The organism is Kribbella koreensis (genome assembly GCF_039525325.1).
GTDB lineage: Bacteria > Actinomycetota > Actinomycetes > Propionibacteriales > Kribbellaceae > Kribbella > Kribbella koreensis.
This window is the reverse complement of the sequence record NZ_BAAAHK010000012.1, coordinates 165325-186751: the sequence shown is the minus strand read 5'-3', so window position 1 is coordinate 186751 and position 21427 is coordinate 165325. Positions and strand designations below refer to the sequence as shown.

Genomic DNA, 21427 nt, shown 5'->3' with positions numbered 1-21427 from the left:
GATGAACGAGTTCCTCTTCGTCATCGTCCCCTACCTGTGCCTGACGATCTTCGTGGCCGGTCACCTGTGGCGCTACCGCTACGACAAGTTCGGCTGGACCACCAGATCCTCCCAGCTGTACGAGAACCGCCTGCTCCGGATCGGCAGCCCACTGTTCCACTTCGGCATGCTCGGCGTCGTCGGCGGCCACGTCATCGGTCTGCTGGTGCCGCAGCCGCGACGACGCCAGCCTCGGCAGCCACCGCCCCCGTCGCGGCTGGGATCGGACCCGATGAGAACCAGCCCCGAGCTACGGAGAAGGCCCGGCCGGCCTCAGCGTCGGATCGAGGTCTGGCCATCAGGCCTTACTTCCACGCGCCACTCCACACCGACCCCAGCTGACCGAGCGTCACCAGCTTGGTCGAGCTTGGTGGCCGGTATCCCCTGAGGCTGCCGAGGATCGGATCAATTGGGACACAGTGGGCGTGAACGCTTCCGCATCGCGGCTGCGGTCCAGCGAGCCGAGCACGCCGCCGGCGATGACCTCGAGGCCCGTCAGGGCCAGATTTCCGTTGCTAGGCCTGATCTGCACGTTGTGGCGCTCGGTCGGCAGCGACATCGTCATTCAGGTCTGGCGTTGCCTTTCGGCGGAGAACCAGGGCGGCTCCGATCAGGATGAGGGCGCAACCGATGCCTTCGCTCAGGGTGGCCCGTTCGCCGAGGACGACGACGCCCGCACCCAGCGAGACGATGGGCGAGACGTAGATCGTTATCGACGCCGTGGTGGGGGTAGCTCGCTTGATCAGGGAGAAGAACGCCGTGAATCCTGCAGCACTGCAGGCGAGGCCGAGCACGACAAGCGCTGTCCACGTTTCGGGTGAGGGCAGGACGAAGGGCTCGGACAGGAGCGCGACGAGCAGCAGGATCGGGGTCGCAAGCAGGATCATCGCCGCGGCGATGGTGAGCGAGTCGGTGTCAGGGAAGAGGTGCGGGATCGAGGTCGCGCCGATCGCGTAGCTGAGCGCCGCGGCCACAATCAAGAGCGCTCCGGGCCCGGTGAGGTCGAGTCCCAGGAGGGTGATCACACCGAGGATGCCGACAGCGAGACCGGCCCAACCCGTGACGGTCATGTCGCGCCCGCGAGTCAGCCAGAGCGCGATCAGCGCGACAAAGATCGGCTCGAGTGCGATCAACACACCAGTGGTGCCGGAGGGAACGGTTCGCTGGCCCATGGCGATGAGCGTGAAGGGCAGTGCGACCTCCACGACTGCGAGAAGAAGCAGTGAGGGCCACCGTTCGATGATGCTGCGCCAGCGTCCGTCGCGGAGGAGCAGTGGCCCGAGAGCCAGGCCGGCAATCGCCACCCGGACCACTGCAATCCACAGCGGTCCGATCTGTTGCAGCGCGATGTCATTGAAGAGGTACGGCACTCCCCAGAGTACGGATACCAGTACGAACAGTCCGGCGGACGCGAACTTCGGGTGCCGTGCGGTGGCGCGGTCTTGATCACTGGTCACACCATCACACTAGTGAAGCACGGAACCTGGTTGGAAGACAGTTCGCAAGGTTCCGGGCGCCAATTACTTTACAAATCATCAGTCGCAGTACTCTGGCCTGATGATCCAACTTGACGACATCGATTGGCAGATCATCGCGGCCCTACAAGACGATGCCCGGATGGGATACCGGGAGCTCGGGCGTCAGGTTTCGCTCACTGCTCCCGCCGTCACGAGCAGGGTCCGTCGCCTCGAAGAGGCCGGCGTGATCCTTGGCTACAGTGCCCGGATCGACCCCGCGGCCGTTGGATACGGCATCGAGGGATTCATCCACATCGCCAGCGGCGGCCGGCGGCAGTCGTACGCGATCGCCGCTCAGGCCGAGGCGGAGCCACGGGTACTCGAAGACCATCGGGTGGCCGGCCAGAGCGACCACATCATCAGGGTCGTCGCCGAGAGCCTGAGCGCCCTCGAGCCGTTCGTCGACGCCCTCAACGACGACGGCCGCCCCGTCACGTCGTTGGTCTTCTCCTCCCCGAAACGATGGAGCCCGATCCCCCGCCCGCAAGCCTTGTAGCAGGAGCTCAGTGCTCGATCAACGGGCCGGAGATATCGCCAGCCGCGTGACCAGTACGCCGTCGTCCTGCTCGAGCAGGACAGCAGTGATCGATTCCTTGCGCAGGGCTGTCACCATACGGACCCGAACCACCTGACCGGACGCCCCTGTCACACTCCCGCCCATTCCGCGCACCCCGTGCGCGTCTGTCGCCACCAGCCGGTACGACCTGCCGGACTCCAGGCCGGTGACCGACACGGGGATCTCGGTCCCCCAGGGGTGGGTAGTCATCTTGCCGGCCCTCTCGATGACAGCGGCCGACGGTTGAGTGGCCTCGGGCGCCGCGGATCCGGTCAGGAGGAACCCGCCGACAACGACGATTGCAGCTGCCGCGGCAGTCAGCGCTCTCCAACGGTTGGATCGCCTTCGGCCGACCGACCGTGTTTCCGCGACCGTCGCAGGCAAGAAGGCCGGCGAGGTCGCCAGCCCCAAGGTCACGACTGTCCGCCTGATGCCGTCGGCCTCGGCCAAGCAGTCATCGCAGGTCCGAAGGTGCCGATTGGTGGTTTCCGGAAGGGACAGATCCAGCGTCAGTGCCTCCGCGATGATCGGCCGGGCCTCCCGGCACTCGTCCTTCATTCGGCCAGCCATCCGTTCTTCTCCAGGATCGAGCGCATCGTGCGCAGGCCGTAGTACAGGCGGCTTCTCACGGTTGCGGCAGGAATGCCGAGCTCGCCGGCGAGGTCTGCACAGGTTCGGCCGAAGTAGTGAACCTCGATCACGGTCTGCCGGTGCTCCGGTGTCAGCCGTCGTAGAGCCTCACCGACCTGGATGTTGAGCAGCAGTTGCTCAACCGGGTCATTCTTGACCCGTTCCTCCACCCCGGCCGGCCCGATGTCGGAACGAACCGCGCGCCGGCGTACCGCGTCGACGATTCCGTTGCGCGCGATCGCGAACAGCCAGGTCCGAAGCGAGCCTCGTCGCGGATCGAACCGGTCGGCGGCTTTCCACGCCCGCACGAAGGTTTCCTGGACGACCTCTTCGGCCAACTCCCGATCGGACAGGGAATTCACGGCGAACCCCAGCAGTTCCGCACGGTAACGGCCGTAGGCAGCCTCGACCCCGTCAGCGGTTTGCAGCGTCTCGACGCACTCGGCCGGAGAATCGGACGGTTGTTGCCTGTGATCTTCGGCCCCGAGGTTCGTCATCCCTGCCTTCCGCCGTTGGAGCTGCTGAGGACTACGCATCCGTTGATGAGGCCGTCATGGGTGGGCGCGCTTGTACCAACCACCCGTGATTCCACCCGCTCTTCGTTGCTGTCGGCATCAAGAGGTTCTGGCTCAGCAGCAGCAACACCCTGCCAGCGCCATCGTGGCGGCCATTGCGGCGGCGCTGGCCTGGCCACGACTTTCGATGCCGATCCGTTGACCGGTGAAGCTGCTGAAAGCAAGGACCATCGGTGCGTTGCCTGCGGCATCAGTACTGAAGGTGAGCAGTGCGGTGCGGCGCCCGGTCTGATCGACCGAGTACGCCTGGTAGGTCGTGGCGGCCTCGAGTCCTCGCGCTTGAAGCTGAATCATGTCCACACCGGCAACGGGACGGACGGTGGCTTCGAGCGTCCGGCCATGCACCGGATCGAGGGTTTCACCTGCTCGTCCGTCCGGGAGTGTCGTGGGGACGTTACGCGGCTGTTGTCCCAGGCCCTGCCGACCAAGATTCATTGCTGGTCCGGGCGACGCCGCTCGGGGCGCATAGACGACAGCCTGGGGTTCCTGGCCGCCAGGGATCGTCGCGACGACTCTTTGCCTTGCGGTGTCGATGACGTCGACCTCGTCCGACTTCTCCAGGCCGACGTAGACCCGGCTGCCGTCCCCGCTGGGCCAGACGCCATGCGGGGCATGTCCGTGGTTCGCGATCCGCCGCAGCAGCTCCGGCCGGTCGCCGCGGCGAAAGACCAGGGTTTGGTCCAGGCCACCGATGGTGAGGTAGACGAACTTGCCCGACGGCGTGTCGGCGAACTGAGGATGGTTGGTGTCCGGGCCGGTGGACAGCACGTGTGTCACTTTGCGCTGCCGCAGATCGATGACTGAGACCTTGCCGACCCGCTTGTGCGCTGCCCAGAGTTCCGCTCCGTCCGGCGAGATTGCCTGATCAGAGGAAAAGACGTCCCCAAGGCCCGTGATGTGGTCCACTACGCGACGCGAGGCAGTGTCGACGACAGTGATCTCAGCCAGCGCGATGTGGTTCACGTAGGCGAACCGGCCGTCGGGGCTCATCACCACTTTCGACGGACCGGCTCCCACCACGACATCGGCCTTCAGCCCACCGTTCAGGGCGTCGACCACGCTGACCGTGTCTCGCCCCCGATCAGCAACCCAGAATTCCTTGCCGTCCGCCGTGAAGCTGCCTTCATGGGCAGCACGGCCAACGTCGGTCTTGCTGAGAACCTTGTTGGTCGTCGTGTCGACGATATCGACCGTGTTGCTCGTCACGCTGACAACCGCCAGGCGGCGCGTGACCGGCGAGAAGGCGAGACCGTGCACGCCCACATCGCCCAGGTACTGGGGGCTCAGCGTCGCGCCGACCCGTTGGCCTCCCAAGGCAATGGTCCCCAGGGTCTTGTCGGTCGAAGGGTCGATCACGGTCACCGTGTTGGAGGACTGGTCAGCCGTGTACAGCCGGTCCTGCGCGGTGATCGGGAGTGGCTTGGTGCTGTCGGCAACGATTCCGGCTGAGGCGATGCCGACCGGTGAAGTGTCGCCGAAGGCGGGTGACACCAAAGCGGTGGCGGCCAGGCCCAGCCCCGCCATCACCAGACCGATGCTGCGATGGATTCGCACTTGGTTCCCTCCAGAAGACTTTCAGATACGCAGCGGTATACGGGCGTCGTCGCCCATCTGTTGAACAGTCACCGGAACTCCGTTGGATTCGATCCAGCTGCCGGTCGGTAGCGCCGGCGGGTTCTGGCCGATCGTCTTTCGCTGCGGCGGGTCAGCGCGGGCGATGCCGCCCTCAACGGCGCGCCCATGCTCGCTGCGGCGTCGTGATCTCTTCCGCACTCCGGGGACTGCCGTCGAATGCGTCATTGATCGAGTCAGCGGTGACCTGCACCGTCGCACGGTTGCGCCGCCGCTAGGACTTTCTTTCACCGTCGCGGTTGACGAGGAAGGTCGAGGCAGTACTACCTGCTTGCGCGGTCGGCAGACACCCACCCCTGACTCCACGCGCCGGCGGAGTATCGGGTTAGGCGTACGGCCCGGCCGGGCCGTTACTTGGCGGGGTCGATGGTGCCGAAGTCGCGCTCGAACCAGCGTGTGGTGAGGTCGATGGTCTCCTCCAGGTGGTCGGTGAAGAGTTCGAAGTGCGACTGCGGTATTTCGACCAGGTCAAGCTGTGCGACCGGGCGCAGTGCTTGGCGTGCAGCCGAAGCGGGAGTGATGGCATCGTCCGATGCGAGGATCGCGTGAACTGGCGTGGCGATGGCTTCCAGGTTTCCCGTTGGGTGATAGCCGGCGAGATTCCACAGGGAGGCCATGGTGACCTCATTGCGGTAGGTGGGCGCGTCGGCGGTCATGCGCTCCATCCATTGCCACGCGCCGTCGGATGTCATCGCGGCCACTTCTCCGGGCTTGCCCGTGCTGGCGATCATCTGGGGTTCTTCTCCGGCCGCCTGACGCCGGGCTGCGTCCTCGAAGATGTCAAGCAGTCCGGGGGGCAACTGGGAGGTGTCCAGGCTTGTGAAGGGGATGAGCACGACGGTGGAGCGCACGCGGGTGTCGGAGGAGGCTACAGCCAGGGCGTGGCCCCCGGACATACTGGTGCCGAACACGCCCAGTCTTTCCTCGTCGATGCCGGGGCGAGCGGCAAGGTAGTCCAATGCGTGGCGGTAGGCACGCTGCTGGGCTTCGAGGTCCATGTGCTGCCGGGGCTCCCCGTCACTGCTGCCGAAGCCCGCGTAATCGAAGACCAAGACGGCGATGCCGGCCGCGTTGAGGGACGCGGCGTAGGGAGGCATGAGCATTTCCTTGACGCCACCGAAGCCGGGGGCCATCACCACTCCCGGCACCGGTCCGGCGGGGTTGTCTGGCAGGTAGAGGTCGCCGGCCAGACGGACGCCGTCGGAGTCGAAGGTCACGGGTTCCAGAGTCATCACGTTCTCCTGTGCAATAAGTCGGTCGCGGTTGGGTGTGCACCGTGTGCGCGGCTCCACAAGGCCGTAGGGCACTTGCGATCAAGGTGTGCCGTTGAACTCTTCATGGAGTTGCGGCAGGAACGAAGCGAGGTGGTTCATCTCCGCGCCGCAGTGGTAGAGGAGGTCTTGGCCGAAGGTCGGCCCCAGCACCTTCCTGCCCAGCCGTGGCAGCGCGGAGCCGCCCAGCTTCCGGGCAGTTCTTCCGGTGAGGAGGGTTGCTCCCCGGCCTGGGAGGGAGTGGTCCGGCAGGTCGAGGACCTCGGTGCTGTCGAGGAAGAAGCGGCTGCGCATTTCGGCGCCGGCGGAGGTGGGGCGGACCTGGTGGATGAGCCAGCCCTGGGCGACGGGGTATTGGCTGAGTCCGACGCGCGCGCAGATGACGGCATGGCCGGATCCTGGTTCGTCGAAGCCGAGGCGCTTGGGGTCGGTGAAGCGGATCGCGAGCCGCTGGAGGGAGCCTCCGACGTACTCGTCGACATAGGAGACGTTGTCGATGTATCGCTGGCGGTCGGTGAGGGTGCGGTCGGCACTGCGGTCCTCGCCGAGCGCTGAGAACTGGTGGGCATCGGGGTACCAAAGCTTGTAGCGGGCGGTTTCCGTCGAATGCCAGCCGAACCACCAGTCCCACATCTGACCGGTGACGCCCGGCATGTCCGTCAGGACCGAGATCATCAATCCACCCGGAACGCGCGTCCAACCGGTCTCCATCTTGTGGTAGCCCGGGCGGGACATGATGCGGGCGGCATCTTCGATGCCGTAGGCGTACTCGGTCGGTGCCATGCCCGCGACCACGGCTTCGCGGACGTGGTCCTGAACAGGCCGCGTGTCGAGCTGGAAGTACTTGGCGTACGGCTTGGACTCCTCGTCCAGGCGGTAACCGAGGTAGCGGCGTTCAGTCTTGTAGCTGTGCGGAAAGCAGGCCCGGTCGGCGCGGGTTGTGGCGTATCGGATCATCGGTGTTCCTTTCTCGTGGGGTGGCGCCGCGGGCGGGATCTCGCGCCTGTTCCTGTCGGTGGTCGTCGCTGTGGCGGCGGACGCGGGGTCAGTGCGTGCACCACCCCGACCAGGCCCATGCACCAGCAATCGGGCTGGAGGTGAGGCTCGGCGTGTTCACGCACCGGACTCCGAACTCACATCGCCGGCATCTTCAGCGGGGGTGCTGCTGGCGGTGACGACGGGGAGGCGCAGCACGCAGTCGTGGTCCGCGCCGGTGTGGAGGATGTGCGGAGCGGTGTTGTTCAGGAAGTCGTGGCCGTTGACGAAGTGTTCCGCAGGCCAGCGGTAGATGTCCGCGCCGGCGATGGTCAGGCGCAACGTTTCCCCCGGGTGGAAGTGCGCGGTGATCGGCCAGATCTCGATGTCGAGACGGATCGGGCCGTGCTCGGGCAGGGGCAGATCGCGGCGGTGGGCCTGTACCGGCCGCTCGGCTGTGGACAGGGCGGGGTCGAGTTCGCGGCGGCTGGCGCGCATCCAGCCATAGGCCAAGGGCCCGTCGTCAAGGTAGGCGGCCAGCGGGTAACCGACACGATTCCCGGCTGTGTCGAGCTTGTCGAGCGTGACGAAGACGTCCATGTCAGCCGCGCCCGGCGACTCCGCCCAGAGGATCAGGGAAACGGGGCCGGCCAGATCGGTGGTTGCGTCGAAGGTGAGGTCGAAAACGCTTCTTTGGTCGCCTGCGTGCCGGTTGGGCTCGGTAGGTGACTTGGTGGGGTCGTATCCGGCCGTGGCGGCCCGCGAGGGGCTGCTGGGGAGCATTCGGCCGGTCGAAGCATCGAGGTGGAAAGGGCTGTGGTGGACCCCTGCCGGGGGCCACGCGGTTTCGTCGCGGACCGGGCCGGTCTCGGTGCGATCGCGGTATTCGACGCGAACGGGAGGCCAACTGTCGAGGTCGTTGTCGATGCCCTTGAGGAAGTGGTCGAAGAACGTTCGCTGGCGCTCGACGTTGTCCGGCGTGTAGTAGTAGCGCCACTCCTTGCGCCCGTGGACGTCCAGCCATTTCTGCGAGGAACCCGCACGGCGGTACGCCTCCAGGGTCCCGCGTGTGTGGGTGCCGTGGTTACCCATCGAACACACGAAGAACGCGGGTACCTCGATGTTCTCCAGCTGGAATGCCCGGCTTGCCCAGAAGTCGTCCTGCAGTGGATGCGCGAGCAATTCGCTGAACGCGTCCTCGGTCTTGTTCCGGCCGAAGCCGATCAGTTCACCCATGAGATGCAGGGAGAACTGGGTCTCCAGGATGCCGCCGTGGAAGATCGACTCGCGGTACGTGTCGCTGATCCCCTCGCAAGGGTTGATTGCGGCCAGGTGCGGCGGCCGAGTGGCAGCAACGGCGTACTGGGTCATGGCCAGATAGGACACCCCACTCATTCCGACCTTGCCGTTACTCCAAGGCTGCGTCGCCGCCCACTCGACCAGGTCGTGCCCGTCCTCGGCCTCCTGCAGACTCAAGGGGCTGGCGTCACCTTCTGACCACCAGCAGCCGCGCGGGTCGGCATAGACCACCGCGTAGCCGTGCCGGACCCAGTACTGCGCCACTGGCGCCTCGAAGCGGGTACCTGCCGGGAGCGGCGGTTCGATGTCGGCGCCGGCTGCCAGGATCGGAGGAAAGCCGTTGTGCTTGCCATAGGGGCCGTACGCCAGCAGGACCGGCACCTGACTGGCACCTTCTGGCCGGCAGACGTCGACGTAGACGACGGTGCCATCTCGCATCGGCACGGCCACGTCCCGGTCGTTCCGCATACCGTCCTCCACCCAGCTGCCAGGGCGGAACCCCGGGTAGCCTCCGGTCTGCGGCGGCTTGGACTGGGTGAAGAGGCCCTGGGTCGGCGCGATCGCCATGACATCCTCCAACTAGAGTGCATGCTCTGGTTTTGGCAGAATCAGAGTATCTCCTCTAGTTCTGGGCTGTCACCAGGGCTCGACGAAGAGAGGTAAACGGATGGCAGACCGACAAGCCGGTATGCGACGTCCCCAGCAGGCCCGTAGTCAGGACTCGACCGCAAGAGTGCTCGATGCGGCGCTGGAGATCTTGGGAAGCCAGGGACCTGCAGCACTGACGATCGCAGCGGTCAGCAAGGCCTCGGGGGTCTCCAACGGCGCCATCTACCACCGCTTCGCCGACCGCCGGAGTCTGCTCGTGGCAGCCCAGGACCGCTTCCTGGTCAAGATCGAGGACGCCTGGCTTTCGCGTGCCGCAGCAGTCTGGGATATCGCCGAAGGCGAGACCCTGCTGCGCCGGCTCATCGAGGCGTTCGCCGATGTCTTCACCGAGAATCGGCTGATCTTCCAGGCGTTCATGCTCAGTGGCTACGACGACCCACTGCTGCGGGAGCGCGGCGCGGCGAGCACCCGACAGGCCGCGCGAGAGTTCAGCGCCCTACTGGTCGAACGCTTCGGAACCAGCCCGGAAGCCGCCGACACCGCCTACCGGATCCTGTGGGGGCAGGCCGTGTCCACAGCGCTGTTTGCCGACGAAGAGGTCACGGAGTTCGCCGTCAGCTCACAGAGCCGCCGAGACCACCTGCTGCGAGCCCTACGGGCGGTCATAGGGATATGAGCCTGGATCGAGAGACGGGGTGACCGAGGCCGCTGGCCCTGTCTGGTTCGGGCGGCCCCAGGCGATGAGATCCGAGCTCTGCCCACCCTTGAGCGGCGCGGCGGCCGGTTGGTCAGGGACCCTCGCCGAGCGCGTCTCGGAGCGCGGCGCGGGTGGCGATACCTAGTTCGGGGAAGGCCCGATGGAGATGGCCACTGACCGTTCAAGTAGCCAGTGCTTCGCGCAGTCGGGTCCGTTCCTCACCGATCGCGCGTGCGGCTTCGACTTCTGAATGGACGGCGCCGCCCGTGGCTGGGCCACGGGCGGCGGGTGTCAGCTGCTGGTTTCGTCGTCCTCGGATTCGTCGCCGGAATCCGGGACAACGGCACTCCCTGGAATCTCGCAGACGCCGTCGACGCAGCCGGCGGCGATCGGCACATCGAGTTCGACGAGCCTTTGCTTCCGGTTCTCGGCCACTATGACACCTCCTTGCGTCCCGACAGCTGTCGAAGGATGTCGGCGAATACGGAAGGGTCCTGGGCTCCGGAGACTCCGTAGGTGTTATCGAAAACGTAGTAGGGGACGCCTCTGATGCCGAGCTCTTTCGCGCGCCTCTCCTCCGCACGCACGTCCCGCAGGTAGCGATTCTCGGCGAGAGCTGCCAGCGCCTCCGCCCGGTCGAGTCCGATCCCGGCCGCCAGATCGGCGAGCTCCTCGTCACGGCCCACGTGCCTGCCCTCCGCGAAGTGAGCGGCGAGAAGGCGCTCCACCATGTCGAGTTGGCGCCCCTTGGAGTGCGCCCACCGGATCAGCTGGTGCCCCTTCACCATGTTGGTGTGCCTGAGGATGTCGTAGTCGAAGTCCAGCCCGACCGCTTTCGCGGCACCGGCCAATCGAGCCAGCAACGGCTGCACCTCATCGGCGGAGTACCCGCGGATCTCGAGATAGTCCTGCTCGCTGCCCTCGAATTCCTCGGGCAGATCCGGAGCGAGTTCGTACGCGTGGTACTCGATCTCGACCGCGATGCCGGTGTCGTCGAGGGCCGTCTCGAACTTCCGCTTGCCGATGTAGCACCACGGGCACGCGATGTCGGACCACACATCCACCTTGATCGGAGCCGGCACCGTCGGCGCGTCCGGGACGGGATCGGGATCGGTTGTCTGTGAAAGGGTCATGGGTACTCCGTTCTCGTCCGACATTCGCTTACCGGTTGGATGCGGGGCCGGGGAACGCGTGTCCCCGGGCGAAGATCACCACGATCACGGTGGAGACAACGAGCACCGCGACGGCGAGCAGGAGCGACGCCGACCCGAGGCCGGCCAGAAGGATGCCGCCGATCAATCCGCCGAGGCCGATACCGGCGTTCCACATCGTGACCATGAGGGGCTGCGCGGCGTCGGCATGCTCACGCGAGGCCGCCATCAGGGCGCCCTGGAACAACGTCGCGGAGCCACCGAACGCCAAGCCCCAGGCGCCCACGGCCAGGTAGTCGGCGATCGGGTTCCCCGACCAGAGCGTCAGCGCGACCGCGGCTGCGGCGAAGAAGGTCGTGCTGAGCAGTACCAGGCGGCGGTGGTGCCGGTCGACGAAGACTCCCGTCAGCCAGATGCTGAGGATCGAGGCGATTCCGAAGTCGAGCAAGATCCACTGCACCTGGTCCGCGAGACCGGCACCGGCGAGCACCGGAGCGATGTAGGTGTAGAGGATGGTGTGAGCGAGCACGAAGACACCGGTGACCACCAGGATCGTGCGAAGCCCCTTGATACGCAGCAGATGATGGAGGGGAAGTCGTTCGGCGGCCTGCTGGCCGGGAACGTTCGGCAGCTTCCACAGCGTCCATCCGATGAGGAGCAGGGTCAGCGCCGACATGAGACCGAACGTCGACTGCCATCCGACGGACTGACCGAGGAACGCTCCCACGGGAACGCCCAGCGAGAGCGCCACCGGGGTGCCGGCGAAGGCGAAGGCCATCGCCCTGCCCTTCAACGCGTCGGGTGTGATGCGCTGCGCATAGCCGCCGAGAATGCTCCACGTCACCCCGGACGCCGCGCCCGCGATGAACCGCGCGATCATCGTGATCGTGTAGCCGAGCGAGATCGCCGTCACGACGTTCGCGATCAGGAATCCGACGAGCGCGACGACCATCAGATGGCGCCGCGGCCAGCTCGTCGTGAGAATCGAGACGGGGATCGCCGTCAGAATCGTGGCGACCGCGTAGATCGTCACGGTCTGGCCGGCCACCGATTCGGAGACACCGAGCGCACCGCTCATCTGCGGTAGTACCCCGGCAGGCAGTGCCTCGGTGAGGGTGGTGATGAATCCTGCGGTGAACAGTGCGATCAGACCGGCTACGGGAAAGCGATCGGCTTTCTGAGCCCTTAACTGAGTGTCCCGGACTGTAGTCATTGCTTCTTCCTCTTGATCGACCGGGCAGAGCGTGAAGAACTCCACCCGGACCGCGTTTCGGTGCCCGCGATCGCGGGACCTCGACGAGTGTGAAACGTTGACATCAATGTGAACGCAAGGCGGCTCGGGCCTACTCGTGAAGAGGCTTGCCTTCACATTGATGTGAAGGTGTGAGGGTTGCCCTCATGACCGTCTCTGACCTCCTCGAACCGCTGCCCCTCCTGCACGGACCGGCGATGCGAAACCGGTTCATGATGGCGCCCCTGACCAACCAGCAGAGCGAACCGGGCGGCTTCCTGTCCGAATTCGACCAGGACTGGATGCGCCAGCTCGCCCGCGGTGGCTACGGGCTCATCCAGACCAGCGCCACCATCGTCGAGGCGGGTGGGATCGCCTGCGCCCGGCAGCCAGGCATCTTCAGCGACGCACACATCCCTGGCCTCACGGAAATGGCGACCTCAGTCCGGGACGGAGGCGGGCTCTCGGCGGTACAGCTTCACCACGCCGGTCACCGCGCGAACCCGTACTACGGAGGCGTGCCTTCGCCGGCATCCAGCTACACCCTGCCAGGCGTCTCGGCGCTGTCGACGGCCGAGGTCGAACGCATCCGCGACAGCTTCATCGCGGCCGCGCGGAGAGCTGAGAGGGCGGGCTTCGACGGGGTGTCGGTTCACGGGGCCTTCGGCTGGATTCTGTCCGAGTTCATGTCACCGTTGCTGAACGACCGGACGGACAAGTACGGCGGCAGCCTCGAGAACAGGGCGCGCTTCACACTCGAAGTGATCGAAGGAATCCGCCGCGCCTGCGGGCCCGACTTCCAGATCGGCTGGCGACTGTCGATCGAGCGGTACGGTCTGCGACTGGAAGAGCTACGCGAGATGACCGCCGAGATCCTCGACCGGGAACTGATCGACTATCTGGACCTTGCCCTGTGGGACTACAACCAGATCGTTGCCGAAGGCGCCTTCCGCGGACAGACGATGCTCAGCGTCTTCGCCGAACTCCCGCGCAAAGGCGTCCGGCTCGGGGCCGCGGGGAGAATCCGGAGCGCTCACCGTGCCGCGCAACTGCTCGACGACGGCTGCGACTTCGTCCTGATCGGAAGGGCCGGCATCCTCCAGCGGGATTGCCCCGAGCAGGTCCGATCAGACCTCTCCTACGAGAGCCCGGCCCTTCCCGTTCCCGCCGAATTCCTTCGCAGGGGTGGCATCAGCGAACGCTTCATCAACCACCTTCGAGGCTGGGGAGACTTCGTACAGCCCGGCAGCCGGTAGCCGTCAGGCGGCAGCTCCGGGCGAGCGCTGGTCGCCGACCGCGTTCAGGTAGTCGTCCAGTGCCTTCAGGTTCTGCGACAACACAGTGACGCGTTCCTGCAGCCGGTCTCGTTCGCGTGCGATCCGGGCAACGAACTCGGGGTCGTTGTACTTGGAGCACGCCGCCTCGGCCAGGCAGGGCAGGACGTCACGGATGATCTCCGTCGTCAGTCCCACCCCTAGCAGGCCACGAATCTGCTGCACCCGCGCCACGGCGTCGTCGTCGTAGAACCGGTAGCCGTTCTCCTCGCGTCGCGGCGAGAGGAGTCCCTGCTCCTCGTAGTACCGCAGCAGTCGGGTCGAGACGCCTACTCGCTCGGAGAGCTCCTTGATTCTCACCCGTCCATCCCTCCGCGCCTGCCATCACATGGATGTGAAGGTTCGACCCTAGTCTAACCGCCGCATCAACAACGCAACGGAGAGCGTCACATGACCGTGTCCGATCTTTTCGAGCCACTCACCTTGTTGCACGGCCGGTCGATGCCCAACCGGATCATGCTGGCGCCGCTGGTCACGCAGCAGAGCGATTTCGACGGCTCCGCGTCCGAATTCGACCTCGACTGGTACCGCCAGCTGTCCGAAGGCGGCTACGGACTGATCCAGACCGGCGCCACCACGGTCGAAGCAGGCGGAATCGCCTACGGGCGACAGCTCGGAATCCACGACGACAGGCACCTCGTCGGCCTGCGCCAGATCGCAACATCCATCCGGCAAGGCGGCGGCCTGTCGGCAGTGCAACTCCACCACGCCGGCCACCGCGCCGATCCCGACTTCGGAGGAGTGCCCGCCCCCGCCTCCGGCGCCACCTTGCCAGGAGTCGCGGCGCTCACCACGGAGCAGGTGGAGCGAATACGCGACAGTTTCATCGAGGCGGCTCTTCGCGCCGAGCGGGCCGGGTTCGACGGAGTCTGTCTCCACGGGGCGTTCGGGTGGGTGCTCTCGGAATTCCTCTCTCCCGTCCTCAACGATCGGTCGGACCGGTACGGCGGCAGCGTCGAAAATCGAGCGCGTCTGACGACCGAGGTACTGGAGGGCATCCGGCGAGCGTGCGGTGCCGACTTCCAGATCGGGTGGCGACTCTCGATCGAGCGCTACGGGCTGCGCTTGGAGGAGCTGCGCGAAATCACGGCAGAGATCCTCGACCGCGAAATGATCGACTACCTCGACCTCGCGCTGTGGAACTCGGCGCAACTGGTTACGGAGGGCGCGTTTCGCGGGCAGACCATGCTCAGTGTCTTCACGACGCTGCCCCGAAAGGGAGTGCGGGTCGGCGCCGCCGGCAAGATCAAGACCGCTGAACGAGCAGCCCAGATTCTCGACGAGGGGTGCGATTTCGTGCTGATCGGCCGAGCCGCGATCCTGCAGAGGGACTGTCCCCGCCAGGTTCACGCGAACCAGAGCTACACGAGCCCGCCCATTCCCGTTCCCGCGCGGTTTCTCCGGGACGGCGGACTGAGCGAGCGCTTCATAAACCACCTTCGAGGCTGGCCCTACTTCGTCAGCTGAGCCCGCTGACCGGAACTCGCCGGCAGCTCCGTGAGGCTCACGTTCGAGTTGCATCCCGTCCGCTGGGCCTGCGCGAGCAGGGCCTCGATCTCTGCATGCCTTCGGCGCCGCCCTGCGCGGCGACCTCGTCGGGATCGCTGATGCGCTGGTGATCGGTCTTACGAGTCGCGCGACAGGTATGCGGTCCAGCCGCGGGCGGCCTGCAGCAACGATTCGTGGGAGGCGTCGTCGAAGGCGCTCAGCTTCAGGAAGTGCTGCGTGATCGTCAGGCCGAGGATGCCGCTCACCGTGATCAGGGCGCGCAAGCGTGCGTCGTCGCCGTCCAGGGATCTGGCGAGGTTGTCGACGCGTTCGTCGAGATAGGCCCGCATCGAGTCGGCGGCTTCCGGCACCGTGAGCATGGACCGGACCAGTGCGCTCGTCTCCGGAGGCAGATCGCGCAGCCGGTTGGCCAGTACCTCCAGAAGGTGCTCGGCGGCGCTCTCGGCGTCGTCGCTGGGCAGCTGAACAGCAGTGGTGAAGAGCGCCGCCTTCGAGCCGTAGTGCTGCATCACCAGCGAGGCATCCACTCCCGCGATACCGGCGATGCCCCGGATCGTCGCGCCGTCGAAGCCCTTGGCTGCGAATTCCTGCCTGGCGGCATCGAGGATCCGCTGTGCGGTGCGGGCGCGTTTGGCGTCACGGGAGGTCTCGTTCACCACTTCACTCTACAGCGTTGAGCGATTCGTGTATGGTCTCACTCAACAGCGTTGAGCAGAATGCCCGCACCGGATCGGAGGGCCCGCCGTGGTGTTGATCGCGATCGAAGAACACTGGAATCTGCCCGAGCTCACGTCGGCGGTGAAGGCGCTCCCGCAGGACCGTGGTGACGCGAGCGTCGTGTTCGACGAGATGGGCGACAATCTCGAGCGCCTCGACGACATCGGCGACGCCAGGATCGCGGCGATGGACGCCCAGGGGGTCGACCTGCAGATCCTCTCCCTGACGCCACCGGGTAGTCAGCCACTGGATCCAGCGGACGCACGAACGCTCAGCAGGCGGGCCAACGACATCGCCGTCGAGGCCGTCGGCCGGCACCCCACGCGGCTGCGAGCCTTCTCCACCCTGCCGATGGCGGATCCGGAGGCCGCCGGCGCGGAGCTCGAACGTGCTGCCGGTCTCGGGTTCGTCGGAGCGATGGTCTACGGGCGGACCGGCGAGATCCCGCTGGACGACCCCCGGTACGACGACCTGTTCGCCACCGCCGCGGCCCTGCGACAACCGATCTTCATCCACCCGCAGATTCCCTCGCGGGTGATCCGTCAGGCCGTCTACAGCGGCTTCGACCCCGCGACCGACCTGGCCCTGGCGACTTTCGGCTGGGGCTGGCACCTGGAGGCGGCAGTGGCCGCTTTGCGCCTGATCGTCCGTGGCACCTTCGACCGCCATCCCGACCTGCAACTCGTGCTCGGCCACTGGGGCGAACTGTTGCTGTTCTGGACCGACCGCGCCGACAGCCTTTCGAGCATTGCGGGCCTGGATCGGAAGGTGTCGGACTACGTCCGCTCCAACATCCACATCACCGCCTCCGGAATGCTCAATCCCACGCTGCTGCGCCATGCCCTGGAGGTAACCACGCCCGATCGGCTGTTGTTCTCGACCGACTATCCCTTCCAGCAGCCGGACAACACCGACATCGAAAAGTTCCTCACCGAGTTCCCCACCGACCAAGACCGCGACAAGTTCACCGCAGGCAACGCCTGCTCCCTGTTCGGTATCGACATCGCATCACGGAAGGAACAGCAATGACTCTTCAAGGAAATGGCTCACCCACCCGCACGGTCGTTCTCGGCGGCGGCGGAACCGTCGGTGTCGCCTGGCAGACGGGTCTGCTCACCGGGCTACGCGACGCCGGCGTCGATTTGGCAGGAGCCTCGGCAATCGTGGGAACCTCCGCGGGATCCCTGGTCGGCGCGCTGTTGTCCAGCGGCCGCGACGTGAGCGATGCGCTCGCCGTCCTCGCGGAGGTTGGGAAGAAGCTCGACTTCGACAGCTTGGGGGCGGGTTCGCAAAGCTTCCTGGACGCGTCGCGCCAAGCAGTCTTCGCTGCCGACCCGCAGCAAGCGCTGCGGGCGATCGGCTCCGCAGCACAGGAAGCGTCGACCACACTCACCGAAGACGACTACCTCGGCCTGCTCGAGATACTCGACGGCGTCGCCTGGCCCGCCGGGTTCCGCTGCACAGCGATCGACACCGGCACCGGCGAACTTGTCGTGTGGAGCCAGGCATCCGGCGTGCCGCTGCTGCACGCGGTCGCTGCCAGCTGCGTCGTACCGATGCTGTTCCCCACCGTCACCATCAACGGAAACCGCTACATGGACGGCGGAATCGTGAACCACCTGAACGCCGCGGCGGCGCCACCGAGCGACGTTCTCGTGGTCGTGTCATGCCTTCCTGTCGGGGCCCAAGAAGGCGGAGCCGACAGCAATCGATCCGCCTCAACCATCAAAGCCGACGCCGAAATCGCCCAACTACGCGAAACCACCCGACTGGTAGCCATGGAGCCCGATTTCAGCGACATCGAAACGCCAGTCAAAATGCTCGACCCGGAGACCGCCGGCCGAGCCCTCCACATCGGCAAACGCCAAGCCGAACATGAAGCCGCAGCGATCCGGGCCGCCTGGGACTTCTGACACTCCAGCAGGAGCCGTTCTGTCACCGGCGGGTTGGGCGATCCAGCGCTTGCTGACGGCGCAACCCGACGGACACGAATGCAGTTCTGCCCCTGCGCTCAGTCCTCGGCGCCGAGCTCTTCGAGCCGCTTCCGCACCTTGTCTCCGATGGCAGTGAGGGTCTCGAGCTCCTCGGCCGTGAGGTGGTCGATGAACGTGGTACGTACCTCTGCGACGTGCAGCGGAGCGGCTGCCTCGATCAGCGCACGGCCCTGCGCTGAGATCACGATGACCGCGCCGCGCTGATCGGTGAGACAGCGCTCGCGCGCCACGAGGCCGCGCTTCTCCATCCGGCTCAGGTGCTGCGACAGCCTGCTCTTCTCCCAGTGCAGCAATCGGCCCAACTCGAACGGACGCAGCCGGCCGTCTGCTGCCTCTGACAGGTGCGCCAGGACCTGGTAGTCCGGCGTCGACAGGCTGGACCGGGTCCGCAGCTGCCGGTCGAGGTACTCGGTCAGGCCGTCCTGCATCGCCATCAGGCTCCGCCAGGCGCGGTCCTCCCGCTCGTCCAGCCACCGTGTCGTCGTCACGAGACGATCGTACACAACCTGGTTGACATGTGAACTACTCATGCTACGTTTAGTTCACACGTTAACTACATGGAGGAGATCATGACTGCTGTACCTCGGTACTCGATCGTCGGCAGCGGGAACGTCGGCTCGGCGTTGGCCCGGCTCTTCGCCCGGGCGGGTATCGAGGTGAGCATCGCGAACACCCGCGGACCTGACTCGCTCCGTGAGCTCACCGACGAGCTCGGCGCGGGCGTCCACGCCGTACCTCTCGACCAGGCACTGGCGAGCGACGTCATCTTGATGGCGATCCCGTTCCCGGCGATCGCGGAGTTCGGCCGCTCACTGCCGGACTGGACCGGCAAGACCGTCGTCGACGCGGCCAACGCGCACTACGCATCCGACGCCGAGCACATCCTCGGCGGCCTGCCGTCGTCCCAGTACGTCGCAGCGCAACTGCCCGGCGCGACGGTGGTCAAGGCATTCAACCAACTGCCGGCCAAGGTGCTGTCCGAAGCGCTCGACCCCGCCGTCGGACGGCGCGTCGTCTTCGTCGCCTCCGACGACCAGGAGGCCGGCGAGCGGGTCGCTGAACTCGTCAACTCGCTCGGCCTCTCACCGGTCGAGGTGGGACGCCTGGCCGAAGGAGGCCGGCTGATCGAGGCCCCCAACGCGCTCGTGCTGCGAAACCTGGTCGAGCGCCCACTTTCCTGACGTCGAAAGGCATTGAACGATGAACCCCGAGGACCACACGGATCCGGACCCGCTACGGCTCGGCCGGCTGGGTGAGCAGGCCAAACGCGTCCTGTTCACCGAAGCCCGGACCGCGAACACCTTCGCGGACACCCCGGTGCCGGACGCGGACCTGCGCGATATCTGGGAGCTGGCCAAGTGGGGTCCCACCTCGGCGAACACCCAGCCGTTGCGCGTGCTCTACGTGCATCCGGGTGAAGCGCGGGAACGGCTGGTCAAGCACATGAACGAGGGCAACCAAGCCAAGACCGCGTCCGCGCCGGCGGTGGCCGTCCTCGCGACCGACACCCGGTTCCACGAGCACATCCCGGCGGTGCTGCCGTTCCGGCCGGAGCTGAAGGACACCTTCGCGGCGAACGCGGAGCTGCGCACCGAGGCCGCGAAGTTCAACGCGATCCTGCAGGCCGGCTACTTCATCCTGTCGGTCCGCGCGCACGGCCTGGCCGCCGGCCCGATGGGCGGCTTCGACGCCGGCGGGATGGACAGCGAGTTCTTCCCCGACGGCCGGCTGCACTCGATCCTGGTCGTGAACATCGGACACCCGGGCAAAGCCCCGTGGCTCCCCCGTCTACCCCGGCTGTCGCATCACGACGTACTGCAGTGGGCGTGACAGTTCGACGGTCGGCGGATGGGATTCACCTCGATGGCGGTCGCCCGCACGCCCACCCTGGCCATCGCCTTCGAGCAGACCGAGGGGCTGGCTGCAACCAGCTTCGCCGGGGAGGGGCACCGGGCTAACGTGTGCGGTGTGACCGGGACCGCGGCGGAAAGCGACGAGTTCGTGCTGCGCGCCGATCAGTACCGGCCGGAACTGCTGGCCTATTGCTATCGAATGCTCGGATCGTTGGCCGATGCCGAGGATGCGGTGCAAGAGACTTACGTGCGCGCCTGGCGAGCCTTCGACTCGTTCGAAGAACGGGCGTCGCTGAGGACCTGGTTGTACCGGATCGCGACGAACACCTGCTTGAGCGCCTTGAAGCACCACGGCCGGCGGGTGCTGCCGTCCGGCTTGGGCGCTCCGAGTCAGGACTCCTCCGCGCCGCCGAACTCGGTGGATACGAGTGTGACGTGGCTGCAGCCGTTTCCAGATGACCGATTGCCGGACTCGAACGATCCGGCCGCGATCGTCACCGCCAGGGACACGGTGCGGCTCGCGCTCGTCGCCAGCCTGCAGTACCTGCCGCCCCGCCAGCGCGTAGTGCTCATCCTTCGCGAGGTGCTCGCCTGGAGTGCCGTTGAGGTTGCCGAGCTGCTCGACATTTCGGTGGCAGCCGTGAAGAGCGCTCTGCAGCGGGCCCGGGCACGGCTGGACGATGTGGCGCCGGTCGCGGACCAGGTAGGCGAACTGACCGAGCCGCAGCAGCGCGAGCTACTGGACCGCTACGTCGCCGCCTTTGAGAAGGCCGACCCCGCAGCACTCGAACGGCTGTTGCGCGCCGACGCGACGCTCGAGGCTCCGCCGTTGCGGCGCTGGTACTCCGGGATCAGATACTGCATGCCCTACATGGGACAGCACGTGTTGGGTTCGCCCGGGCATTGGCGGATGCTGCCGGCCAGCGCCAACGGGCAGCCCGCGGTCGCCGCCTACCACCGCGGTGCGGACGGCGGCTATCTCCCTTACGGGATCGTGGTGCTCACAGCGGACGCGGAGGGGATCTCACGCATCACCGCGTTCGGCGACGCAGATCTGGTCACCGCATTCGGGTTCCCGGCGGTCCCGCCGGACGCATGACCCGCCATTGGGCCGCCATGCGGGGCTGAACAATCGGCGGACGCGGAATTTCCTGGGCCAGACCGATTCCTTCCGGCCGCGCGGTCGGTCTGTAGTGCGACGGTTGCCGAAGGGTCGGCAACCCCACACACGGAGGTTCGTCATGCGAAAACTGACCGTTTCGACCCTGGCCTCGCTCGACGGCGTCATCCAGGACCCAGGCGGGTTCGGTGAGACCGACCAGGGCGGCTGGGCAAACCAGTACTTCACCGACCAGGCGCAGCAGGAGGCGCTTGGCCGCTTGCTGGCCAGCGACTACTTCCTGATGGGGCGGACCACCTACGAGCTGATGTACCGGTCCTGGGGCAACATCAAAGGCGGCGGCCCGTACCTCGACCGGACGAACGAGATTCCCAAGCTCGTCGCATCGAGAACGCTGACCGGGTCGCTGCCCTGGAACGCGACGGTGATCCAAGGCGACGTGGCCGGGGAGATCGCCCGGCTCAAGCAGCAAACCGGTGGGGACATCGAGGTGTACGGCAGCTCCACGCTGGTACAGACGCTCATGAAGCACAACCTGATCGACGAATACCGGGTCGCGGTTCACCCGCTCGTTCTCGGCGGAGGAACGCGGCTGTTCACCGATGGTGGTGTCCGGGCCACGCTCCAGCTCAGCGATGCACGGAAGCTCGAATCCGGCGTGGTCGAACTGGTCTATCTGCCGGCAGGCAAGGAGTGAACAGGATGCCCAACGGTGTGA

24 protein-coding genes are annotated in these 21427 nt (G+C 66.3%); 11 read left to right on the top strand and 13 right to left on the bottom strand.

The window, feature by feature from the left end; translation table 11 throughout:
- A partial coding sequence (locus ABD116_RS24115; protein ID WP_343974410.1) for a respiratory nitrate reductase subunit gamma occupies positions 1 to 427 on the top strand: 427 nt, incomplete at its 5' end.
- Between the two features lie 127 nt (positions 428 to 554).
- Here the strand turns inward: ABD116_RS24115 and ABD116_RS24110 are convergent.
- Positions 555 to 1496 carry a DMT family transporter gene (locus tag ABD116_RS24110; RefSeq protein WP_343974408.1) on the bottom strand — a complete coding sequence of 314 codons (942 nt, stop codon included), beginning with the start codon at positions 1494 to 1496 and terminating at the stop codon, positions 555 to 557.
- A 100-nt stretch (positions 1497 to 1596) separates the two neighbouring features.
- Between ABD116_RS24110 and ABD116_RS24105 the strand changes: the two genes are divergently transcribed.
- Positions 1597 to 2052: an Lrp/AsnC family transcriptional regulator gene (locus ABD116_RS24105; protein WP_343974405.1), complete on the top strand. Its 456-nt coding sequence runs from the start codon at positions 1597 to 1599 to the stop codon at positions 2050 to 2052.
- Positions 2053 to 2070: 18 nt separating this feature from the next.
- Here ABD116_RS24105 and ABD116_RS24100 read toward each other — a convergent pair whose 3' ends face one another.
- From ABD116_RS24100 to ABD116_RS24075, 6 genes are all read right to left on the bottom strand, one after another.
- Complete coding sequence (locus ABD116_RS24100; protein WP_343974402.1) at positions 2071 to 2682, bottom strand: anti-sigma factor; 612 nt, start codon at positions 2680 to 2682, stop codon at positions 2071 to 2073.
- A complete protein-coding gene (locus ABD116_RS24095; RefSeq protein WP_343974399.1) occupies positions 2667 to 3239 on the bottom strand; it encodes a sigma-70 family RNA polymerase sigma factor in 573 nt (190 codons plus the stop codon). The genes ABD116_RS24100 and ABD116_RS24095 overlap by 16 nt, the downstream gene beginning before the upstream one ends.
- A 132-nt stretch (positions 3240 to 3371) precedes the next feature.
- Positions 3372 to 4841 carry a beta-propeller fold lactonase family protein gene (locus ABD116_RS24090; RefSeq protein WP_343974422.1) on the bottom strand — a complete coding sequence of 490 codons (1470 nt, stop codon included), beginning with the start codon at positions 4839 to 4841 and terminating at the stop codon, positions 3372 to 3374.
- Positions 4842 to 5299: 458 nt separating this feature from the next.
- On the bottom strand, positions 5300 to 6184 hold the full coding sequence (locus tag ABD116_RS24085) for an alpha/beta hydrolase (RefSeq protein WP_486336012.1): 885 nt from the start codon (positions 6182 to 6184) through the stop codon (positions 5300 to 5302).
- 78 nt (positions 6185 to 6262) lie between these two features.
- Positions 6263 to 7177, bottom strand: coding sequence for a DAPG hydrolase family protein (locus tag ABD116_RS24080; protein ID WP_343974393.1), 915 nt, complete (start codon positions 7175 to 7177; stop codon positions 6263 to 6265).
- Between the two features lie 156 nt (positions 7178 to 7333).
- Positions 7334 to 9061, bottom strand: a complete 1728-nt coding sequence (locus ABD116_RS24075; protein WP_343974390.1) for a CocE/NonD family hydrolase — start codon at positions 9059 to 9061, stop codon at positions 7334 to 7336.
- Between the two features lie 100 nt (positions 9062 to 9161).
- On the opposite strand from ABD116_RS24075, the gene ABD116_RS24070 reads away from it, so the two are divergent.
- Positions 9162 to 9779 carry a TetR/AcrR family transcriptional regulator gene (locus ABD116_RS24070; RefSeq protein ID WP_343974387.1) on the top strand — a complete coding sequence of 206 codons (618 nt, stop codon included), beginning with the start codon at positions 9162 to 9164 and terminating at the stop codon, positions 9777 to 9779.
- Positions 9780 to 10091: 312 nt separating this feature from the next.
- Here the strand turns inward: ABD116_RS24070 and ABD116_RS24065 are convergent, their stop codons facing one another.
- The 3 genes from ABD116_RS24065 to ABD116_RS24055 are packed head-to-tail and all read right to left on the bottom strand — an operon-like array spanning position 10092 to position 12164.
- Positions 10092 to 10235 carry a hypothetical protein gene (locus tag ABD116_RS24065; protein WP_343974384.1) on the bottom strand — a complete coding sequence of 48 codons (144 nt, stop codon included), beginning with the start codon at positions 10233 to 10235 and terminating at the stop codon, positions 10092 to 10094.
- The gene (locus ABD116_RS24060) at positions 10235 to 10933 is read right to left on the bottom strand and encodes a DsbA family oxidoreductase (protein WP_343974381.1); all 699 of its coding nucleotides are present in this window, start codon (positions 10931 to 10933) and stop codon (positions 10235 to 10237) included. The genes ABD116_RS24065 and ABD116_RS24060 overlap by 1 nt, the downstream gene beginning before the upstream one ends.
- Positions 10934 to 10961: 28 nt before the next feature.
- Positions 10962 to 12164: an MFS transporter gene (locus tag ABD116_RS24055; RefSeq protein WP_343974379.1), complete on the bottom strand. Its 1203-nt coding sequence runs from the start codon at positions 12162 to 12164 to the stop codon at positions 10962 to 10964.
- 185 nt (positions 12165 to 12349) lie between these two features.
- Between ABD116_RS24055 and ABD116_RS24050 the strand changes: the two genes are divergently transcribed.
- Positions 12350 to 13438 (top strand): NADH:flavin oxidoreductase, encoded by a 1089-nt coding sequence (locus tag ABD116_RS24050; RefSeq protein WP_343974376.1) that lies wholly within the window; start codon positions 12350 to 12352, stop codon positions 13436 to 13438.
- A gap of 3 nt (positions 13439 to 13441) precedes the next feature.
- On the opposite strand, the gene ABD116_RS24045 is transcribed toward ABD116_RS24050, so the two are convergent.
- On the bottom strand, positions 13442 to 13816 hold the full coding sequence (locus ABD116_RS24045; protein WP_343974373.1) for a MerR family transcriptional regulator: 375 nt from the start codon (positions 13814 to 13816) through the stop codon (positions 13442 to 13444).
- A 90-nt stretch (positions 13817 to 13906) separates the two neighbouring features.
- Between ABD116_RS24045 and ABD116_RS24040 the strand changes: the two genes are divergently transcribed.
- On the top strand, positions 13907 to 14983 hold the full coding sequence (locus ABD116_RS24040; RefSeq protein ID WP_343974370.1) for an NADH:flavin oxidoreductase: 1077 nt from the start codon (positions 13907 to 13909) through the stop codon (positions 14981 to 14983).
- Between the two features lie 158 nt (positions 14984 to 15141).
- Here the strand turns inward: ABD116_RS24040 and ABD116_RS24035 are convergent, their stop codons facing one another.
- Positions 15142 to 15681, bottom strand: a complete 540-nt coding sequence (locus ABD116_RS24035; protein WP_343974367.1) for a TetR/AcrR family transcriptional regulator — start codon at positions 15679 to 15681, stop codon at positions 15142 to 15144.
- 88 nt (positions 15682 to 15769) lie between these two features.
- On the opposite strand from ABD116_RS24035, the gene ABD116_RS24030 reads away from it, so the two are divergent.
- A complete protein-coding gene (locus ABD116_RS24030; RefSeq protein ID WP_343974364.1) occupies positions 15770 to 16771 on the top strand; it encodes an amidohydrolase family protein in 1002 nt (333 codons plus the stop codon).
- Positions 16768 to 17655 (top strand): patatin-like phospholipase family protein, encoded by an 888-nt coding sequence (locus ABD116_RS24025; protein WP_343974361.1) that lies wholly within the window; start codon positions 16768 to 16770, stop codon positions 17653 to 17655. Before ABD116_RS24030 ends, ABD116_RS24025 begins: the two co-directional genes overlap by 4 nt.
- Before the next feature lie 98 nt (positions 17656 to 17753).
- Here ABD116_RS24025 and ABD116_RS24020 read toward each other — a convergent pair whose 3' ends face one another.
- Positions 17754 to 18224, bottom strand: coding sequence for a MarR family winged helix-turn-helix transcriptional regulator (locus tag ABD116_RS24020; RefSeq protein WP_343974358.1), 471 nt, complete (start codon positions 18222 to 18224; stop codon positions 17754 to 17756).
- Between the two features lie 81 nt (positions 18225 to 18305).
- On the opposite strand from ABD116_RS24020, the gene ABD116_RS24015 reads away from it, so the two are divergent.
- The 4 genes from ABD116_RS24015 to ABD116_RS24000 all read left to right on the top strand — a co-directional run bounded on the left by ABD116_RS24015 (position 18306) and on the right by ABD116_RS24000 (position 21406).
- Complete coding sequence (locus tag ABD116_RS24015) at positions 18306 to 18917, top strand: NADPH-dependent F420 reductase (protein ID WP_343974355.1); 612 nt, start codon at positions 18306 to 18308, stop codon at positions 18915 to 18917.
- Positions 18918 to 18936: 19 nt separating this feature from the next.
- The gene (locus tag ABD116_RS24010) at positions 18937 to 19566 is read left to right on the top strand and encodes a malonic semialdehyde reductase (protein ID WP_343974352.1); all 630 of its coding nucleotides are present in this window, start codon (positions 18937 to 18939) and stop codon (positions 19564 to 19566) included.
- A gap of 18 nt (positions 19567 to 19584) precedes the next feature.
- The gene (locus tag ABD116_RS24005; protein WP_343974349.1) at positions 19585 to 20688 is read left to right on the top strand and encodes a sigma-70 family RNA polymerase sigma factor; all 1104 of its coding nucleotides are present in this window, start codon (positions 19585 to 19587) and stop codon (positions 20686 to 20688) included.
- Between the two features lie 142 nt (positions 20689 to 20830).
- Positions 20831 to 21406, top strand: coding sequence for a dihydrofolate reductase family protein (locus ABD116_RS24000; RefSeq protein ID WP_343974346.1), 576 nt, complete (start codon positions 20831 to 20833; stop codon positions 21404 to 21406).
- The last annotated feature ends 21 nt before the right edge of the window (positions 21407 to 21427 follow it).